This is a genomic window from Paraburkholderia agricolaris (assembly GCF_009455635.1).
Classification (GTDB): domain Bacteria; phylum Pseudomonadota; class Gammaproteobacteria; order Burkholderiales; family Burkholderiaceae; genus Paraburkholderia; species Paraburkholderia agricolaris.
Map to the genome: position 1 here is coordinate 1,460,121 of NZ_QPER01000001.1, position 19,289 is coordinate 1,479,409.

The 19,289-nt window shown below is 62.8% G+C and carries 13 protein-coding genes and 1 pseudogene; 10 read left to right on the plus strand and 4 right to left on the minus strand.

Annotated elements, in window-relative coordinates; all coding sequences use genetic code 11:
* Positions 1-22 precede the first annotated feature (22 nt).
* From GH665_RS06710 to GH665_RS06740, 7 genes are all read left to right on the plus strand, one after another.
* Positions 23-724: a GntR family transcriptional regulator gene (locus GH665_RS06710; RefSeq protein WP_153135202.1), complete on the plus strand. Its 702-nt coding sequence runs from the start codon at positions 23-25 to the stop codon at positions 722-724.
* 73 nt (positions 725-797) lie between these two features.
* Complete coding sequence (locus GH665_RS06715) at positions 798-1,544, plus strand: HpcH/HpaI aldolase family protein (protein WP_153135203.1); 747 nt, start codon at positions 798-800, stop codon at positions 1,542-1,544.
* 88 nt (positions 1,545-1,632) lie between these two features.
* Entirely contained in the window at positions 1,633-2,967 is a 1,335-nt protein-coding gene (locus tag GH665_RS06720) for an MFS transporter (protein WP_153135204.1), read from the plus strand.
* Positions 2,968-2,987: 20 nt separating this feature from the next.
* Positions 2,988-4,412 (plus strand): FAD-binding oxidoreductase, encoded by a 1,425-nt coding sequence (locus GH665_RS06725; RefSeq protein ID WP_153135205.1) that lies wholly within the window; start codon positions 2,988-2,990, stop codon positions 4,410-4,412.
* 94 nt (positions 4,413-4,506) lie between these two features.
* The gene (locus GH665_RS06730; protein WP_153135206.1) at positions 4,507-6,765 is read left to right on the plus strand and encodes a thiamine pyrophosphate-dependent enzyme; all 2,259 of its coding nucleotides are present in this window, start codon (positions 4,507-4,509) and stop codon (positions 6,763-6,765) included.
* Positions 6,758-8,392, plus strand: coding sequence for an indolepyruvate oxidoreductase subunit beta family protein (locus GH665_RS06735; protein ID WP_153135207.1), 1,635 nt, complete (start codon positions 6,758-6,760; stop codon positions 8,390-8,392). Before GH665_RS06730 ends, GH665_RS06735 begins: the two co-directional genes overlap by 8 nt.
* Positions 8,393-8,480: 88 nt before the next feature.
* Positions 8,481-9,266 (plus strand): cyclase family protein, encoded by a 786-nt coding sequence (locus tag GH665_RS06740; RefSeq protein ID WP_153135208.1) that lies wholly within the window; start codon positions 8,481-8,483, stop codon positions 9,264-9,266.
* 75 nt (positions 9,267-9,341) lie between these two features.
* Here the strand turns inward: GH665_RS06740 and GH665_RS06745 are convergent, their stop codons facing one another.
* On the minus strand, positions 9,342-10,232 hold the full coding sequence (locus GH665_RS06745) for a LysR family transcriptional regulator (protein WP_153135209.1): 891 nt from the start codon (positions 10,230-10,232) through the stop codon (positions 9,342-9,344).
* A gap of 201 nt (positions 10,233-10,433) precedes the next feature.
* Here GH665_RS06745 and GH665_RS06750 point away from each other — a divergent pair, with 201 nt between their 5' ends.
* Positions 10,434-11,591 (plus strand): porin, encoded by a 1,158-nt coding sequence (locus GH665_RS06750; RefSeq protein ID WP_153135210.1) that lies wholly within the window; start codon positions 10,434-10,436, stop codon positions 11,589-11,591.
* Positions 11,592-11,658: 67 nt separating this feature from the next.
* The gene (locus tag GH665_RS06755; protein WP_153135211.1) at positions 11,659-14,103 is read left to right on the plus strand and encodes a penicillin acylase family protein; all 2,445 of its coding nucleotides are present in this window, start codon (positions 11,659-11,661) and stop codon (positions 14,101-14,103) included.
* Between the two features lie 46 nt (positions 14,104-14,149).
* Here GH665_RS06755 and GH665_RS06760 read toward each other — a convergent pair.
* Both GH665_RS06760 and GH665_RS06765 read right to left on the minus strand, forming a co-directional pair.
* Positions 14,150-14,632: pseudogene (locus GH665_RS06760) on the minus strand (MFS transporter); the annotation flags it as partial.
* Entirely contained in the window at positions 14,620-14,757 is a 138-nt protein-coding gene (locus GH665_RS06765; RefSeq protein ID WP_153135212.1) for a hypothetical protein, read from the minus strand. The gene GH665_RS06765 and the pseudogene GH665_RS06760, both read right to left, overlap by 13 nt.
* A gap of 68 nt (positions 14,758-14,825) precedes the next feature.
* On the opposite strand from GH665_RS06765, the gene GH665_RS06770 reads away from it, so the two are divergent.
* A complete protein-coding gene (locus GH665_RS06770) occupies positions 14,826-15,716 on the plus strand; it encodes a LysR family transcriptional regulator (protein WP_153135213.1) in 891 nt (296 codons plus the stop codon).
* On the opposite strand, the gene GH665_RS06775 is transcribed toward GH665_RS06770, so the two are convergent.
* Complete coding sequence (locus GH665_RS06775; protein WP_153135214.1) at positions 15,663-19,259, minus strand: indolepyruvate ferredoxin oxidoreductase family protein; 3,597 nt, start codon at positions 19,257-19,259, stop codon at positions 15,663-15,665. The genes GH665_RS06770 and GH665_RS06775 overlap by 54 nt on opposite strands.
* Positions 19,260-19,289 lie beyond the last annotated feature (30 nt).

Genomic DNA, 19,289 nt, shown 5'->3' on the forward strand with positions numbered 1-19,289 from the left:
GTAAATTAGAAAAGGAACTACTGTGGCCCAGTCCGACGACAAGGTTGTCAAACTTCCGAGGCGAACCGCGCTTAAGCCAACCACGCTTAGCGAGAGCATTTATCAGGAAGTGCGTGGCCGTCTGCAGCGCGGCGAGATCGGCGCGGAAGAGCGCGTGCTCGACTACGAAATTGCTGCGGAATTCGACTGCACCCGCATGCCGGTTCGTCAGGCGCTGTTGCGGCTCGCGAACGAAGGCTATCTGGTTGGCACCACGCGCGGCTTTGTCGTGCCGACCATTACCAGCGACGACATCCACGAGATTTTCGAAGTGCGCCGGCTGCTCGAACCGGCCGCCGCGGCAAGCGCTGCCGCGGTACTGACGGACAAGCAGGAGGGCGAACTCAAGAAGGCGTATCAGAAGGCGCGCCGTGCGTACGACAAGCAGGATGCCGATCAGATGATTTCGGCCAACGTCGAATTCCGTGCGACGTGGCTCGAGGCAGTCCAGAACGCGCGCCTACGCTCCACCATCCTGCGCTTCGTCGATCACGCGCAGCAGGTCCGGATCGGCACGCTCAACAACCGCTCGACGCAAAAGATCGTGATCGACGGCATGCGGGCCTTGCTCGAAGCATTTGTCGAACGCGACCCGAAGCTGATCAAGGTGGCCATGCTCGAATTCATGCTGAACGCCGAGCAGCAGTATTTCGCGTTGCTCAACGGCGACAAGTCGGACGAGTAAGCCGAGGCAGCCCCGCAGCTAACGGCGAACGGCGCCGCCAGCGCCGAATTTCAGAACCAGAGCAGGAGACAGTGTGCACGACACCCCGATTCTTTCGATGCTGCATGACAGACAACCGATCGACCTCATCTGGCTTTCATTGGGCAGTCCGGCCATTGCGGAAATCGCCGCGCAGGCGCGGCCAGGCGCAATCGTGATCGATATGCAACACGGCTTGTGGGACCGGGCATCGCTCGAAGCGGCGGTGGGTGTCGTGCGTAACAGCACACGCGTGATCGTGCGCTGCGCCGACGACTCGCCGACTTCGATCGCACAGGCCCTCGATTCGGGCGCGCACTCGGTCCTGATTCCCCTGATCGAAAGTGGGCGCGCGGCGGCGGATGCCGCATCGGCGAGCCGCTATCCGCCGGAAGGCACCCGCTCGGCGGGGGGCGTGCGGCCGCTGTTGCGCGGCGTCGAGACACTGCTCGAAGCCAATCGCGAAGTGGCGGTCGGGGTAATGATCGAAACCGTCGCGGGCGTCGATCAGGCCAATGCGATTGTGCGGGCAAAGGGCGTCGACTACATATTCATCGGCACGGGCGACCTCGCCATGTCGCGCGGTGCGAACCCGCCTGCCGACATCGAACGCGATTGTGAGCAGGTTCGCCGGGCCGCGCTCGAAAGCGGCCTGCCGTGCGGCATTTTTACGTCCAGCGCCACCGATGCCGCCAGGCGGCTCGAAACCGGCTACGCGCTGGCGGTGGTCGCCAACGATATCGAACTGGTCAGACGCGGTGTGGCCGACGCGCGCGCGGCGCTGAAGACACGCACGACATAACGAAGCCGGTAGAAGCAGCAGGTTTGCGGCGATGCGTGTTGCGCGCGCCGCGGTCTGCGCACGTCCATTCTTTTTGTCTGGAGTCACGATGACTGCACGCAGCACCGCTCTCGCGTCCGCGCCGACGCTCGAGCACGGAGTCGAGCGGGCGCTGTTCGGCAGAATCGCATGGCGTCTGATGCCGTTTCTGTTCTGCTGTTATCTGATCGCGCAGATCGACCGGATGAACGTGAGCTTTGCGAAGCTCGAGATGCTACAGGACCTCGGTTTTTCGGAGACGGTGTATGGCCTCGGCGCAGGTATTTTCTTTGCCGGCTATGTGCTGTTCGAAGTGCCGAGCAACATGATGCTCAAGCGCTTCGGCGCGCATCGCTGGATCGGGCGCATCATGATTTCCTGGGGACTGCTATCGGCCGCCACGCTGTTCGTCACTACGCCTACCCAGTTCTACATCATGCGCTTCCTGCTCGGCGTGGCGGAAGCGGGATTCTTTCCGGGCATCATTTTCTATCTGACCCAGTGGTTCACCACGCGTTATCGCACCCGTATGACCGCGATTTTCATGACGGCGATCGCGGTGGCGGGCTTGCTCGTCGGCCCCGTTTCGGGCCTGATTCTGCGCAGCATGCCGGGATGGCATGGCTTGCACGGCTGGCAGTGGCTGTTTCTGATCGAGGGCGTGCCCGCGGTTGCGCTTGGTCTTGCTTCGCTCATCTATCTCGACGCCACGCCACAGCACGCAAAATGGCTGAGCGCCGAACAGAAGCTCGCGCTCAGCGAAGCGCTGGCCGCCGAGCAAACCGGTGCGGCGGATTCGCGGCTTGCCGACGTGTTCCGGTCGCCACGCGTCTGGCTGCTCAGCGCGATTTACGGTTGCTACGGCATGTCGTTTTTCGGTTTCGTATTCTGGCTGCCGACGATCGTCAAATCGGCCGGCGTCGATAACCCGCTGCAAATCGGTCTGCTGACCGCGATACCGTGGGCTGTCGCCGTACTCGCGATGATGCGCATAGCCGCTTACGTGGATCGCCATCGCAACACGCGCGCCGTGCTGATCGTACTCGCCGTGCTGGCCGCGTTCGCGTGGGCGCTGAGTCCGCTCGTGCTGCACAACGTGGTGTTGTCGATGGCCGTGCTGACGCTGGCGATGTTCGGTTTGATGGCCTCGTTGCCGGTGTTCTGGAATCTGCCGACAAGTCTGTTTCGCGGCTCGGCAGCCGCAGCGGCGATCGCAATGATCACTTCGCTCGGCAATCTGCCGGGATTCTTTTCACCCTATATCGTGGGCTGGATCAAGCAGACCACGGGTTCGATGAACCTCGCGATGGCGCTGTTCGCCGCCGTCACCCTGCTTGGCGCAATCCTGCTCGCCGTGCTGCGCGACGACGCGCGCGAGCCGGCCCGCTCACAACCTGCCACCTGATCCCGATACGCCTGATCATCATGACCCAGCCTGAACATGAAGACGCTGCCTCGTCTGCCGACGTCATCGGCGAATTGATCGCCCAGCTTGGTGCCGATGTCGTGACGCTGCCGGACGCATTCGGCAACCGCAATTTTGCGGACTGGAGCGGCGTGCCGGGGGCGCTGCCGCGCGCGCTGATCCGGCCGCGCAGCACTGTCGACGTGGCGCGCGCGCTGGCGATCTGTCAGCGCCACCGCCAGCCTGTCGTTACGCAAGGCGGTTTGACCGGGCTGGCAGGCGGAGCGTGTCTCTGCGGCGGCGAAGTGGCGCTGAGTCTTGAGCGCATGAATGCGATCGAATCGATCGACACCGTATCCGGCACGATGACGGTTCAGGCGGGTACGCCGCTGCAAACCGTCCAGGACGCCGCCTTGGCGGCCGGATGGTTCTTCCCGCTGGACCTGGGGGCGCGCGGCAGTTGCACGATCGGCGGCAATCTGGCGACCAACGCGGGCGGCAACCGCGTGATCCGCTACGGGATGATGCGCGACCAGGTGCTCGCCGTCGAAGCGGTGTGTGCCGACGGCGCGGTGATCGGCGAGTTGCAGCCGATGCTCAAGAACAACTGCGGCTACGACACGAAAAACCTGCTGATCGGCAGCGAAGGAACTCTTGCCGTACTGACGCGCGCGGTGCTGCGTTTGCGGCCCCGGCCGCGCTCGGTGGCGACAGCATGGTGCGGGCTCGCCGATTACGCGGCGGTCACGCGTCTGCTGACGGTTGCGCAGGCCGAACTGCCGGCGGGCGTATCGGCCTTCGAGGTGATGTGGCCGGGCTATTACGATTTCGTGCTCGACCGGTTGCCGGCGTTGCGCGCGCCGCTCGCGCAGCGTCACGCGTTCTACGTGCTGCTCGAAAGCACAGGGGGCGACGCGGCGCGGCATGCCGAAGACTTCGAGAACGTGCTTGCTGATCTGCTTGAAGACGGCACCGTGACCGACGCCGCGATCGCGTCGAACGAGCGCGATGCGCTGGCGTTCTGGGCGATCCGCGACGCGCCGGGCGAGTACCCCAAGCTGATTCCCGGCATGGTGGCGTTCGATATCAGCTTCTCGATCGCGCAGATCGGCGAGGTCGCGCAACGTTGCGAAGCGGCGCTGAAAACGCGCTGGCCGGACTGCGTCGCACTGGTCTATGGCCATCTCGGCGACGGCAATCTGCATGTCGTCGTGCATCGCCCGGATATCTCGAAGGAGACGGCACGGGAAATCGAAGCGCTCGTCTACGACCTCACACGCGAATACAACGGCTCGGTATCCGCCGAGCACGGGATCGGCTTGAAGAAGCGTGACGTACTTGGCCATACGCGCAAGCCCGAGCATGTCAGATCGATGCGTGCCATCAAGGCCGCGCTCGATCCTTACAACATTCTGAATCCTCACAAACTGTTTGGTACTGACTGAGCCGTATCGGACGGCACAACACAAGGGGTTGCTGCGCGCAGCAGACCGCCTTGTATGCCGCGACCGGTACGCTCATCGCAAGGAAAGCATCGACATGGCTGAAAGATCGTTTAAGGCTGAAGTAGAGAAGCTGCGGACGCCGGCAGGCGAGGAGTTTCGCGGCGAAGGGATTCTGGGCGTCACCAAGGCGCTGCTGCAATCGGGCGTGTCGTACGTGGCGGGTTATCAGGGGGCGCCGATTTCGCATCTGATGGATGTGCTCGCGGACGCCAATGAGATTCTCGAAGAACTCGGCGTGCACTTCGAGAGCAGCGCGAGCGAAGCGACGGCCGCGGCGACGCTCGCGGCCTCCGTCAACTATCCGCTGCGCGGCGCGGTTACGTTCAAGGCGACGGTGGGCACCAATGTCGCCTCCGATGCTCTGGCCAATCTCGCCTCGGGCGGCGTGACCGGCGGCGCGCTGATTATTGTGGGCGAGGATTACGGCGAAGGCTCCAGCATCATGCAGGAACGCTCGCACGCCTTCGCCATGAAGTCGCAGATCTGGTTGCTCGATCCGCGGCCGAACTTGCCTTCGATCGTCCATGCCGTCGAAAAGAGCTTCGAGCTATCCGAAGCGAGCAACACGCCGGTCATGCTGCAGATGCGGATTCGCGCGTGCCATGTGCATGGGCGTTTCATCGCCAGCGAAAATATCCGCCCGACGTTTACGCTCAAGGATGCGATCGAGAACCCGGTGCGCGACGTCAGCCGGATTGTCCTGCCGCCCGCGAGTTTTCTTCACGAAGAGGAAAAAATCCAGCGCCGCTGGCCGGCCGCGATTGAATTCATCAAACGTGAAAAGCTGAACGAGTTCTTCGGCAACGAACACGGCGATATCGGCATTGTCACGCAAGGCGGCATGTACAACACGCTGATGCGCGCGCTTCAACTGCTCGGCCTCGCCGACATTCATGGCAACACCGATGTGCCGCTCTATGTGATGAACGTCGCTTACCCGCTGGTCGACGACGAGGTCCGCGGCTTCTGCGAGAACAAGCGTGCGGTGCTCATGATCGAGGAAGGCCAGCCGGAGTTCGTCGAACAGTCCGTCAGCCTGATTCTCAGGCAGGCGGATATCGACGCGCGGCTGCACGGCAAGGACATGCTGCCGCGCGCCGGCGAATACACGCCGGTTGTGGTGATGAAGGGCCTGCTGAAGTTCTTCGAGCGCTATTGGCCGCGCTGGAACGGCCGGGCGGCGCTGTCCGAGGGCGTGCTTGCGGCCATCGCGCCCCAGCGGCCAGTGTCCGTGCCGGTGCGCGTCGCAGCCGTCAGCGAGGCGGCGGATGATGCGGTGGCAGGGCAGGTGGTGGCACAGGTGGCCGAATTGCCAGCGCCAACGCCAACGCCCGTGCCCGTGCCTGAGTTGCACCCCAGGCCACCGTCGTTCTGCACCGGCTGTCCGGAGCGGCCGATTTTCACCGCGATGAAACTGGTGGAGCGCGAGCTCGGACCACATCATGTGAGTTGCGACATCGGCTGTCATCTGTTCTCGATTCTGCCGCCGTTCAATCTCGGCGCGACCACGATGGGTTACGGACTCGGCTGGGCCGGCTCCGCCGCGTTCAATACCCACGAAACGCAGCGTCGCACGATCAGCATGATGGGCGACGGTGGCTTCTGGCACAACGGGCTGACGAGTGGCGTCGGCAATGCGGTGTTCAACAAGAACAATAACGTGCTGGTGATTGTCGATAACGGCTACTCCGCCGCGACGGGTGGCCAGGACATCCTGTCGTCGCGCGCGGCCAACGCGATCCGCGCGACCAACAATCCGATTGAAACGGCGGTGCGCGGCGTCGGTGTGAAATGGGTCAAGACGATCACGCATACCTATAACGTCGCGCAGATGCGCGATACGTTGCGTGACGCGCTCACCACACCCGAGACCGGGCCGAAGGTCATCATCGCGCAATCCGAATGCATGCTGAACCGGCAGCGCCGCGTCAAGCCGCTGGTGAAGAAGCTGGCGAGCGAGGGCAAGCGGGTCGTGCGCGAGCGCTTTGGCATCGATTCCGATACCTGTACGGGCGATCATTCGTGTATCCGCCTGTCGGGTTGTCCGTCGCTGACGGTGGCGGACAATCCCGATCCGCTGCGGCGCGAACCGGTTGCCGCCGTGCTGAACAGTTGCGTGGGGTGCGGTTTGTGCGGCGAGGTTTCGCACGCGGCGGTGCTGTGCCCATCGTTCTATCGTGCGGAGGTCATCAGCAACCCGAGCCGGTGGGACAGGTTGTCGACGCGCGTGGCGGGCGCCGTCATTGGCTGGTTGCAGAAGCGCGTGGCCGCGCGGGAGATCCGCTATGTCTGAGCGTCCGATTGGTATTGCGATTCTGGCGATGGGCGGCGAAGGCGGTGGCGTGCTCGCCGACTGGATTGTCGATCTCGCTGAGCATGAAGGCTATCCGGCGCAGACTACATCGGTGCCTGGTGTTGCGCAGCGCACCGGCGCGACGATCTACTACGTCGAATTTCATCCCCGCGCGCTCGACGTTCACGACCGCGCGCACGAACCGGTTCTTTCGCTAGTGCCGACACCGGGCGACGTCGACATTGTGCTGGCATCCGAGTTGATGGAAATGGGGCGGGCGATCCAGCGCGGACTCGTCACGCGGGACAGGACCACGCTGATCGCTTCCACTCACCGGGTGTATTCGATGACGGAGAAGACGTCGATGAGCGACGGCCGCGTCGATCCTCGGCCATTTGTCGCGCAGGCGCAGAAAGCGGCGAAGCATTTCGTCCACGCCGATTTCGCGCGAATTGCCGAGCAGAACGGGAGCGTGATCAGCGCGGCTTTGTTCGGTGCATTGGCAGGCGCCAACGTGCTGCCTTTTTCTCGCGAGCAGTTCGAAGCCGCGATCAAACGGGCGGGCGTCGGCGTGCAAAGCAGTCTTAACGCTTTTGCGGCGGGATTCGCAACGGCGTTAGCGGCAAACAGCGATACGGCGCAGGCGAAGGACCAGGTGCCGGGCGATGCCGCGCCGGAACGGGGGCGTCAGCCATTCGATATCGGCTCGACGAACCATCCGGAGATCGCCGCACTTGACCGGCGCATACAAAGCGAATTCCCGGCGCAAGCCGCGGACATTCTGCACCGTGCGGTGCGCCGCCTCGCGGACTATCAGGACGTGAGGTACGCACAGGCGTATCTGGACCGGCTCAAACCGCTGCGCGCGGCGGACGATGTCGCCACCTATGCGGTACGCGGCGACGACTTGCTGCTCGCCGAAACGGCACGGCACCTTGCGCTCTGGATGTCGTATGAAGACACCGTTCGAGTTGCCGAACTGAAAATCCGCGCTACCCGTTTCGCCCGCGTGCGAGACGAGGTCAAAGCCGCACCTGAACAACTGCTGCATATCAACGAATTTCTTCATCCGCGCATCGAGGAAATCGCCGACACACTGCCTGCCACGCTGGGGCGCTGGTTGCTGAAACCGGGCCCATTACGCTCGATGGTTGAGCGCATGACGTCGCGCGGCCGCGTGGTGCGGACCACGTCGTTGCGCGGTTTCCTGATGCTGTATGGGGTGGCCTCGCTGCGCGGCACGCGGCGCCGTTCGTTGCGCTACCAGCGTGAACAGGTGGAAATCGACGCCTGGCTGGCCCGCACGCTGCGCTACGCGGCTCACGACTACGCACTGGCGCTTGAAATTGCACGCAGCCAGCGTCTCGTGAAGGGCTATGGCGACACGCACGCGCGGGGCATGCGTAACTACAGGAAGATCGAAGCCGTCTTACCGCTCATCGCTCGAACCGTTGCGCCGGCTGCGCGTCTGAAAGCGCTCTGCGAAGCCGCGTTGGCCGACGAGGAGGGCGTGTGTCTCGATGCGCTTCTCGATGAACTACGGCGCAACGAGGGCGTATCGAATGCGCACGCTGGACACGAAAGCGTGAACGTGGCGCGTGCCCCCGTGAGTTCCGCCACGCCTTGACCGCTTGCACAACCGGTTGCCGATGCCTTCATCCCGACCCGCAGCCGCCCGTATTGAACCGACACTCGACCGTACCAGGGAACCCGTCATGCCGACTCTGCTGAACCAGCTTGCCCACGCGCTAGAACAGGGCTCGATTCAGGTCATCGATCTGAGCCAGAGCCTTCACCACCGTACGCCGATCATCTCGCTGCCACCGCAATATGGGCAAAGCGCGCCGTTTCGCATGGAGGAGATTTCCCGTTACGACGAACGCGGCCCGGGCTGGTACTGGAACAATTTTTCCTGTGGCGAGCATACGGGTACGCACTTCGACGCGCCGGTTCACTGGGTCACGGGCAAGGACTTTCCCGACAATACGACCGATGCGATTCCGGTCGGCAACTTTATCGCGCCCGCCTGCGTGATCGACGTGTCGGCCCGCGTGAAAGACGATAGCGACTATCTGCTGACCATTGCCGACGTGCAGGCATGGGAAGCGGAGCATGGCCGCATTCCCGCGGGTTCGTGGGTGTTGATGCGTACGGACTGGTCGCGGCGCACCGACCCGGACGCGTTCCTGAATGCACGCGAGGACGGCAGTCATACGCCGGGGCCTCATCCCGATCTGCCTGAGTTCCTGGCGCGCGAGCGCGATGTGCTCGGCTGGGGCGCGGAGGGTGTCGGGACTGACGCGGGGCAGGCATACGCGTTCTCGAAGCCGTTCCCGTGTCATTCGACAATGCACGGCAACAACAAATTCGGCCTCGCGAGCCTGGTCAATCTGGACCGATTGCCTGCCACTGGCGCGATGCTGATTACGCCGCCACTCAAGATCGTTGGCGGCTCGGGGAGTCCTTGCCGGGTGCTCGCGCTGGTTGAGCACGGCGTCTGATTCTGACGCGCTGCCGGGGCCGGTTCCAGGGCCCGCTCGCGGTTGTATTCCACTCGCTTGCCGGCGCCCGGCGCGCTATCTGCGCGCCGCATCCTCCAGACACGACACGAACTGCGCAACCGCAGGTGTCGGCAGCAAATCGCGCCGCGAAATAATGCTGAGATCGTAGCCGGGCAGCGTTTCTTCGATGTTCGCCACATGAATTCCGAGCGGCGTCACCATGGTCGCCAGTGCCTTGGTGAAACAGCCGATCATATCCGTCTGCGAAACGAGCCCGAGCGCCACCGCAAATGACGAAGGCGCATGCAGCAATCGCCTGGGTACAGGCAAGCCATGCGCGGTGAACATGCTCGTCAGCACGCTCTGGGAGAAATGATCGGAGCCCCCCGTGGCAATCCACTCCGCGTCGAGCAACTGTTCCAGCCGCGTTGCGTTTTCGAGCGGATGACCGGCGCGCATCGCAACGACGAACTGCGTTGAATAAAGCGGCGCCTGGACCAGATCGCTCTCGAGTTCCGGGATATGGCGAATCGCCGCGATATCGATCTTGCCGCTCCGTAGTTGCGCCACTGCGTCCAGCACCGTGACCTCCTGCATATGCAGCTTGACGAGCGGCATGGCACGGCGAAACGCCGTCACCGCCTTCGGCAGGAACGTCAGCGCGACAGACGGCATGGTTCCGATACTGACCTTGCCGGTCAGTTCGCCGCTCACCTGTTTCACCGATTCAATGGTGCGTTGCATGTCGGCCAGCAATTGCTCGGCGCGTGGCAGCAGCGCACGGCCGCAGGCGGTGAGCTCGATGCCGCGTACACCGCGCGTCACCAGTTCCACTTTCAACGCACCTTCCAGTTCGCGGATCGTCCGCGTCACCGCGGGCTGCGTAAGGTCGAGGTCGCGCGCTGCGCCTCGCAGGCTTCCGTGATGCGCGGCGGCGACGAATGCCTGTAGCTGCTGGAGTTTCATAGGGTTAACGCGGGAGATAAGGTCTGGTGATCGGGGTGAATAAAAAAGCATCTTATTTGAAAAAAATGGCGCCGATATATTGAGCGCCAATTAATCGCGTTGACCCGAATTGTGCACGACGCACGACAACGTGAAGCATCGCATCGACTGATGCCGAATCCAGGATCCGATCTGTTAATTGAACTGAGCGTCTCAACCACAATGAAGAAAAAAATCATTCTGATCGCCACGTTAGGATTGCCAGCACTCGCCGTCCCCGCTTTCGGACAAAGCAGTCTTTCACTGTCGGGCGTCATAGACGAAGGTTTGGTCGTCACCAACCACGCCAATCCGCACGGCGATGCCGCCTATCAGTTTCAGAGCGGCTACGCGCAAAGCAACATCGTCACGCTCAGTGGCACGGAAGATCTCGGTGGCGGACGAAAGGTCACTTTCGTGCGCAAAACCTCGTTCGACGTGAACAATGGCCTATCCGCTCCGGCTCGAACCTATATCGGCATGTCGGATGAAAAGCTGGGTACCGTCACGCTGGGCCGTCAGTACGACTCCGTCCTCGATTATCTTGCCCCCGTGACAGCCAACGGCAACTGGGGCGGCGTGCTGCTTTCGCACCCGCTGGATAACGACAATACGGACGGGTCGTTTCTGGTGAACAACGCCGTCAAGTACGCGAGCGTGGAGCTTGCCGGTTTTCAGTTCGGCGGCATGTACGGTTTCAGCAACGACACGAAATTTGCCAATGACCGTCTGTACAGTTTCGGGGCGCAGTATGTGCACGGCCCGCTGCAGCTTGCCGCTGCCTACCTGCAGGCCGACAATCCCGGCGCGCAAAACAGTGGCGCGACGCCGGTTGGAGACGTGAACTTCACGGCGGCGCGGTTGCGCATCTTCGGCGCCGGCATCAACTATCAGATCGGGTCCGCGACACTCGGCTTCGTCTACTCCAATACTCATGTCGGGAAGCCGGTAAGTTCGAGCTGGTACTCGTATGTGCCGGGCACAGCCCAGTTGCCGGGTAGCGGCCCGGATGCGTTCAGTTTATTGAGGTTTCAGAACCTGGAGTTCACCGGAACCTATCAGGTCACGCCGAGTTTCTTCGTGGGCGCGCAGTACGTCTATACGCTGCTTGACGCCAACACGGCGGTCAGAAACATGAGCCTGAAATTTCATACCGCGGGGCTGATGGCGGATTACGTCCTGTCGAAGCGCACAGACATCTATGTGCAAGGCGCCTATGAAAAGGTCGCGGGCGACAAGACCGGCACCGCACTTGACTACGCCTATATCACCGGGGCCGGCGGGGTGTCGTCGTCCTCGAGTCAGATCGCGTTGCGCGCCGCGATCCGGCACAGATTCTGAACGACCATACGCCGCGCAACGTCTTCCTCACGTGCTTTCCAATAACTGAAAAATTCCAGAAGGTACTATGAATCGCACAGTTGTGATCTCTCCGCTGCTTATCTCCGTGTCGCTCGTGGCCGGGTGTGCGCAGGCGCCCAGACCTGAGCCCGTCGCGGCTCAAACCGCTCAGTCCGCTCAACAGGTCCGTATCGATCGAGACGCCATGGGCGTGCCCCATGTTTTCGGCAACACGTCGGCGGCGGTGATGTACGGGGCGGGCTACGCGCAAGCGCAGGACCGGCTCGCCGACATGGAACTGTCGCGCCGGCGGGCGTTGGGACGCACGGCCGAAGTGCTGGGGCCGTCGGCGATCCAGTCGGACATCATCTCGCGCGATCGAAAGCTCGACAGCGCCGAACTGTTGCGCATGTATCACGAGATTCCGCCCGAGCATCAGCGCATGATGCAAGCGTACGTCGACGGTGTGAACCGGGAGATCGCCGAGATCGAGCAGGACCCTGCCCATAAGACGCCCTATGAAATCGCGCACTGGGGCGTGAAGCCGGAGCGTTGGACGCTCCTCGATTACCTGTCGATGATTTCCGGTTTTCCGCGCGATCGCGGCGGATTCGAATTGCAGAACCAGGCCTTTTATAACGCGATGGTGACGCGCCATGGCCAGACAGCCGGACGCGAAATCTTCGACGATGTCGTACCGGTGAGCGACCCCGAGTCCCCAACCGCAATACCGGCCGGAGAGGATCTCGCACCCGTGCGGCCGATGCCGAAAGCGACCTATCTGACACTGGCGCAAACCGAAGAGGGCACACCACCCGCTGCAGCCCCGGCGCCGAGCAACAATCATAGCCGGTGCCTCGTCATCGGCCCGCAGCGATCCGCGAGCGGTAAGGTGTTGATGCTGGAGTCGACGGCCGACGGCGCTGAGATTCATCTGTATGGCGGCGGCTTTGACAGTGCCGGTTTCACGTTGCCCTCGTGGGGCATTCCGATCATGGGGCGCGGCCCGCATCATGGCTGGCTCATCACCTCCGGCCAGGAGGACACGACGGACACCTTTGCCGAGCGTCTCAATCCGCAGGATCCTCACCAGTACTGGTACAAGGGGCAGTGGCGTCAGATGGACGTCCACAACGAGAGAATCCTTGTTAAAGGCGCGGCGCCTGTCGATCACGAAGTGGCGCGCACCCTTCACGGAACGGTCGTCAGTTGGGACAAGCCGCATGGCGTAGCCTACACGCAGCGCTTCGCCGAACGTGGACACGAACTGGACAACTGGGTCGCCGTCGTCGAGATGCAGCGGGCGCGTTCGCTCGCCGATTTCGAAACCAAAGGAATCGCGCGGGTCTCAACCGATTTCGGTATCTGCTACGGCGACGAGAGCGGGCAGATCGGTTTCTGGGAGACGGGGCTGCAGCCGAAGCGTGCGCCCGGCACCGACCCGCGCCTGCCCACGCCCGGCACCGGCGACTATGAATGGCAGGGCTTTCTGTCGCTCGCCGAGCGGCCGCATATGCTCAATCCGAAGCAAGGGTATATCCACAGCTGGAACAGCAAGGCAACCACCTGGTCCCGCGAGGGGGACGAGGGGCGTTTCGGTGCAACGTTCCGCACCTGGCTGGGCAATCGTCTCGGCGCCTCCGCCACATCCGTCACGCTGCTCGATATGGAGGACTACAACCAGCAGATCTGGAACGCGATGGGCGCGCGCGACCGGAATCAGACCTCGCCTGACTTTTTCGCGCCGGCCTTGCGCGCGGCGGCGGCTGAAGCGCACGACCCACAGGTGTCGCAGGCCGTCGATCTGATGCTCTCGTGGAACGGTCTCTATGAGGATCGCGACGGCGACGGCTACTACGATAGCCCCGGTCTCACCCTGTTTCGCACGTGGCTCGAGGTCGCCCCGAAGATGATCTTCAGCCGCGATACGGACGACTGGTGGAACAAGGTCGATGCCGATCGCTATCTCAAGTATCAGACGAGCTTGCTGTATCGCACCCTGCAGGGGCCGAAAGCAGGTCTGCCGGTCAAATTCGACTATTTCAATGGACGTTCACGCGATTCAGTCGTGGTCGACACCATTCGGCAGACGATCGAAACGGCGCGCAAGAAATTTCCGGGCAGGCCGATGGAGGCCTGGCGCATGCCGATCTACTGGAAATACTTTACGGATCAAGCTGACGATCCGGCGCATCTGCCGCTCCCCGATGACGATGAACGCAGCAGCACGACGTGGGCAGAACTTGGCCTCGGGCCGAAGATGGTGCCGTTGAATGGCGGCGAGCAGTGGGTCGGCCTCATGGAACTGGGGAATGGCCACCCGGTGCTCTACTCCGTTACCGAGGCGGGCGGCCAGAATCAGTTCATCGACCCGTCGGGACATGGAACGCCCCATCTCACCGACCAGGTGCAGATGCATGCGCAGAACCATCTCAAACGTATCGACCTCGATCCGGAGGATGTCCGGCGCAGCCGGAGCGCTTCGGTGACGCTCGAGTACGGCGGATCGTGATTGCCGCCATGCACCCGGACTGCGGCACCGGGTGCCGTCCGCGCGCCGGGAGCCGTTGGCGTTGCCGCGCGATCTGAATCAACACCAACGCGAGGCCTGCCGCGGCGATAAGCGCGCCGGCAATCGGGGCGGCCGAGTAGCCGAATCCCGTTGAAATGGTCGCACCGCCCGCGGCCGCACCCAATGCATTGCCGAGATTGAACGCGCCCACGTTGACCGAGGACGCGAGCCCGGGCGCTTCGGCTGCGGCGCGCATCATGCGCATCTGCAACGGCGGCACGACAGCGAAGGTTGCAATTCCCCACACGAGCAGGCCAATGGCGGCGCCGACGTGGCTTGTCGCGATCGTAGGGAAGGCGAGCATGACCGCGATCAGCAGCACGAGAAAGCCGATCAGGCTGCCGTCGAGCGAGCGGTCGGCGAATCGGCCACCCACGACGTTACCGATCGAAAAACCGGTGCCGATCAACGCGAGCATCGCGGTAATGAACACGGGCGATGCGCCGGTGATGTGGGTCAGCGCGCCGGCAGCAGTCCCATCGGCGAGAACTCGGTTGTGCCGATGCCGAACGCGCCGACCGCAAGTGCAAGCAGCGGCAGCGTCGCGCTACCGCGCGGGGCTTCGCTCGAAGACAGGATCAGAAGATGAGGCAAAGTGTGCGCGCTTTACTTTTGCAGAAAAACTGGTCTATAAAGGAAATTATTTTGATTTAAAGTCAAGAATGAAAATCACGCTGGATGAGCTGCAAACCTTCGCGACGGTGGTCGACACGGGATCGATCACGGCGGCCGCGCAGCAGCTCGAGCAGACGGTCTCGGCGGCGAGCCGGACCCTGGGCAGGCTCGAGGAGAAGCTGAAGACGACCTTGCTGCGTCGAACCACGCGCCGGCTGGAACTGACCGAGGAGGGGCGGACGTTCCTGCAGAATGCGCGGGCGATTCTCGAATCGGTGGAGAGCGCGGAGGAACAGATGGTGGCGCGGCGGGACAAGCCGTCTGGGCGGCTGCGGGTCGACGCCGCGTCGCCGTTCATGCTGCACGTGATCGTGCCGCTCGTGCGGGGCTACCGGGAGCGCTATCCCCATGTCGAGCTGGAACTGAACAGCAACGAAGGGATTATCGATCTGCTGGAACGGCGCACCGATGTGGCGATCCGGATCGGCCGCCTGAAAGATTCGACGCTGCATAGCCGGCTCATTGGCAACAGCCGGCTTCGGATTCTGGCGAGTCCCGGTTTTCTGGAGGCGCACGGCCAGCCGCGCAAGGTCGAGGATCTCGGCAAGCACGCGCTGCTGGGATTCAATCAGCCGGAGTCGCTGAACGTCTGGCCCGTGCTCGGGGCCGACGGGGAACTGCATCGCATCGAGCCGACGGTCTACTCGTCCAGCGGCGAGACGCTCAGGCAACTGGCGCTGGATGGCGTCGGCATTGCCTGCCTGTCGGACTTCATGACCGGACAGGATCGCGAATCAGGACGGCTCGTGCAGGTTCTCAGCCGCCAGACCCAGGACATCCGGCAGCCGATCCACGCCGTCTATTATCGGAACACGGCCATTTCCTCAAGAATTGCTTCGTTTGTCGACTACCTGGTCAAAGCGTTCGAGACGCGCTGAGTCACGATAGTCGCGCAGCCACTGCTCGCGTTTTAGCGCCGCGGCAGTAACATTGCGTTCCTTGACGTGACCGAAACCGCGGATTTCATCGGGCAGGTTGGCGAGCTTCATCGCAACATCGAATCGCGTGCTGTCGAGCGTCGTGCAGAACTCGTCGATCAGCGTGACGTACTGTTCGATCAACTCACGTTCATTGCGGCGCTCGGCCGTCTTGCCGAACACATCGAGCGCGGTGCCGCGCAGGACTTTGAGTCTGGCGAGCACACGGAACAGGCTGAGCGTCCATTGGCCAAAGCGCTGTTTCTTCAGGTGGCCGTGTTCGTCGCGTTTAGCCAGTAGCGGTGGCGCAAGATGGAAAGCGAGCTTGTAGTCGCGGCCCGGTTCGCCTTCGAATTGCGCGCGCAGTTTGTCCAGGTACGCCGGGTCCGCGTAGAGACGGGCGACTTCGTACTCGTCTTTATAGGTCATCAGTTTGGCGAGATTGCGCGCGACTACCGGCGTGAGGCGTAGCTTTGCACCCGCTGCCAGCTTCGTTTCGGCGGCGCGCATCCGTTCGACCACGTTCACGTAACGCGCCGCATAGCGTGCGTTCTGATAGAGGCCAAGCCGTTCGACGTTGCGTTCGATCAGACGTTCGAGCGACTCCGGCATCTGCACGACAATCGCCTGCTGCTTTTTTGCATGCGGTGCAAACGCACCTGCTGCGGCCTCGCCGTGCTGCGCGACATAGCGCCCCCACTCGAAGGCGAGTCGATTCTTTTCGACCGCCACACCGTTAAGCTCGATGGCCCGATCGAGGCTTTCGTAGCCGACGGGCAGCCAGCCGCGTTGCCATGCAAAACCGAGCAGCAACGGGTTGGCGTACAGCGTGTCGCCGAGCAGATCGAGCGCAAGACGATTCGCATCGATGAAATCGCAATCGTCGCCGATACTTTGCTGCAAGTCGTGCCGCGTCTCATCGGCAGGGAAGCTCCACTGCGGGTCGCGGACGAATTGCGCGGTCGGCGTCGCGCTATTGTTGATCGCGGCCCTGGTCACGCCGCGTTGCGTGCGGGAAAGCACTTCGGCGGAAGCGGAAACGATCGCATCGCAGCCGATAATCAGACGCGCTTCACCGGTCGCAATGCGGGTGGCATGCAACTGCCCGGGCGTCGCCGCGATCTGCACGTGGCTGAGCACTGCGCCGCCTTTTTGTGCGAGGCCGGCCATGTCGAGTACGGTGACGCCCTTGTTTTCCAGGTGAGCGGCCATGCCCAGCAGGCCGCCGATCGTCACCACGCCCGTGCCGCCAACACCGGTCACCAGCACGCCATAGGGCTTCGACAGGGCGGCAATCACAGGCCGGGGTAGCGCCGCGAAATCCGGCAGTGCGGCGTCTGAACTGGCCTTACCCGGTTTCTTCACCTGCGCGCCTTCCGCCGTCACGAAGCTCGGGCAAAAGCCGTTCACGCATGAGAAATCCTTATTGCACGAGGACTGGTTGATCTTGCGCTTGGTGCCGAGCGGTGTTTGCAAGGGTTCGACCGAGAGGCAGTTCGATTGCACCGAGCAATCGCCGCAACCTTCGCATACCGCATCGTTAATGAAGGCGCGTTTGGCGGGATCGGGATAGGTGCCGCGTTTGCGGCGCCGGCGTTTTTCGGTGGCGCAGGTCTGGTCGTAGATCAGGATCGAGGTACCCGCCATGTCGCGCAACTCGCGCTGCAATCGATCGAGTTCATCGCGGTGGTAGACCTTCACATCGTCGGGAAGACGCACCTTCGCGTCGTATTTCTCCGGCTCGTCGGTGACGATCAGCACGCGCTTCGCACCCTCCGCGACCACCTGAAACGCGATCTGCGGAACCGTGAGCACGCCGTCGACCGGCTGGCCGCCGGTCATCGCAACCGCGTCGTTGTAGAGCACCTTGTAGGTGACATTCGCACCCGCTGCAATCGATGCACGAATCGCGAGGAGACCTGAGTGAAAGTAGGTGCCGTCGCCGAGATTGACGAACACGTGCCGCTCGTTCGTGAAATGCATCTGCCCGGTCCACGCGACGCCTTCGCCGCCCATCTGGCTGAACGTCTCCGTATTGCGGTCCATCCACATCGACATATAGTGGCAGCCGATGCCGGCCAGCGCGCGTGAACCCTCGGGCACGCGGGTCGACGTGTTGTGCGGGCAGCCGGAGCAAAACCACGGCTGCCGTTCGGCGACGGAACGCGGCGTGGCGGCTTCACGCTCTTTTGCCTCGATGATGGCAACCCGCGCTTCGATCCGCTCCCGCACGTCGGCCGGCAGGTCGGCCTGCGCCAGGCGCCGCGCGATCGCCTTCGCGATCAGGGCAGGCGAGAGCTCGTAATGCGCCGGCAGCAGCGTCTGTCCGCGCGGCACGGACCATTCCCCGCCGGCGTTGTCGCGCTGATCGAACTTGCCGAATACCTTGGGACGGACATCGTCGCGCCAGTTGTACAGCTCTTCCTTCAGCGCATATTCGAGAATCTGTCGCTTCTCTTCAACAACGAGGATTTCGTCGAGGCCGGTGGCGAAGTCACGCGCGTTCTGCGCATCGAGCGGCCATACGCAGCCCACTTTCAATACGCGAATGCCGATGCGCGCGCAGGTCTCGTCGTCGAGCGACAGATCGGCGAGCGCCTGGCGCACGTCGAGATAGGCCTTGCCCGCGGTCATGATGCCCAGACGCGGCGTGGGGCTGTCGATCACCACACGGTTGAGTTTGTTCGCGCGAACGTAGGCGAGCGCCGCATACCACTTGTGATTGAGCAGGCGGGCTTCCTGGGCGAGCGGCGGATCGGGCCAGCGGATATTGAGCCCGCCCTCGGGCATGTCGAAGTCGTCCGGCAAGACGATCTGCAAACGGTCCGGATCGATATCGATCGACGCGCTCGATTCGACCACGTCGGTCACGCATTTCATCGCGACCCACAGGCCGGAATAGCGGCTCATTGCCCAGCCGTGCAGTCCGTAGTCGAGATACTCCTGCACGCTTGCCGGATAGAGCACCGGAATGCCGCTCGCGACGAACATATGCTCGGACTGGTGCGCGACCGACGACGACTTCGCCGCATGATCGTCGCCCGCGAGTACCAGCACGCCACCATTCGGATCCGTGCCCGCGGAATTCGCGTGCTTGAAAACATCCCCGGTACGGTCGACGCCCGGACCTTTGCCGTACCACATGCCGAATACGCCATCGACCTTGGCGCCGGGCCACAGGTTGATCTGTTGCGTGCCCCATACGGCCGTGGCCGCCAGATCCTCGTTAACCCCTGGCTGGAACACCACATCGTGTTCCTTGAGATGCTTCTTCGCTTTCCACAAGCCTTGATCCAGCGCGCCGAGCGGAGAGCCGCGATAGCCGGACACATAGCCCGCGGTATTGAGACCGGCGCGCTGATCGCGCGCCTTCTGCAACATCGGCAGACGGACCAGCGCCTGCGTGCCGCTCATGTAGACACGGCCTTTTTTGAGTGTGTATTTGTCGTCGAGCGATACGGTGGCGAGTGCGTCACGTAGCTCGGGCGATAGCGGGGCATTCATGGTCCATGTCTCCGATGGCTTTATTTGAGC

Excerpts from the sequence above, each read along its gene's own strand:
- GH665_RS06720 (WP_153135204.1), top strand. The coding sequence starts at position 1,633 with ATGACTGCACGCAGCACCGCTCTCGCGTCCGCGCCGACGCTCGAGCAC.
- GH665_RS06725 (WP_153135205.1), top strand. The coding sequence starts at position 2,988 with ATGACCCAGCCTGAACATGAAGACGCTGCCTCGTCTGCCGACGTCATC.
- GH665_RS06730 (WP_153135206.1), top strand. The coding sequence starts at position 4,507 with ATGGCTGAAAGATCGTTTAAGGCTGAAGTAGAGAAGCTGCGGACGCCG.
- GH665_RS06735 (WP_153135207.1), top strand. The coding sequence starts at position 6,758 with ATGTCTGAGCGTCCGATTGGTATTGCGATTCTGGCGATGGGCGGCGAA.
- GH665_RS06740 (WP_153135208.1), top strand. The coding sequence starts at position 8,481 with ATGCCGACTCTGCTGAACCAGCTTGCCCACGCGCTAGAACAGGGCTCG.
- GH665_RS06745 (WP_153135209.1), bottom strand. The coding sequence starts at position 10,232 with ATGAAACTCCAGCAGCTACAGGCATTCGTCGCCGCCGCGCATCACGGA.
- GH665_RS06750 (WP_153135210.1), top strand. The coding sequence starts at position 10,434 with ATGAAGAAAAAAATCATTCTGATCGCCACGTTAGGATTGCCAGCACTC.
- GH665_RS06755 (WP_153135211.1), top strand. The coding sequence starts at position 11,659 with ATGAATCGCACAGTTGTGATCTCTCCGCTGCTTATCTCCGTGTCGCTC.
- GH665_RS06770 (WP_153135213.1), top strand. The coding sequence starts at position 14,826 with ATGAAAATCACGCTGGATGAGCTGCAAACCTTCGCGACGGTGGTCGAC.
- GH665_RS06775 (WP_153135214.1), bottom strand. The coding sequence starts at position 19,259 with ATGAATGCCCCGCTATCGCCCGAGCTACGTGACGCACTCGCCACCGTA.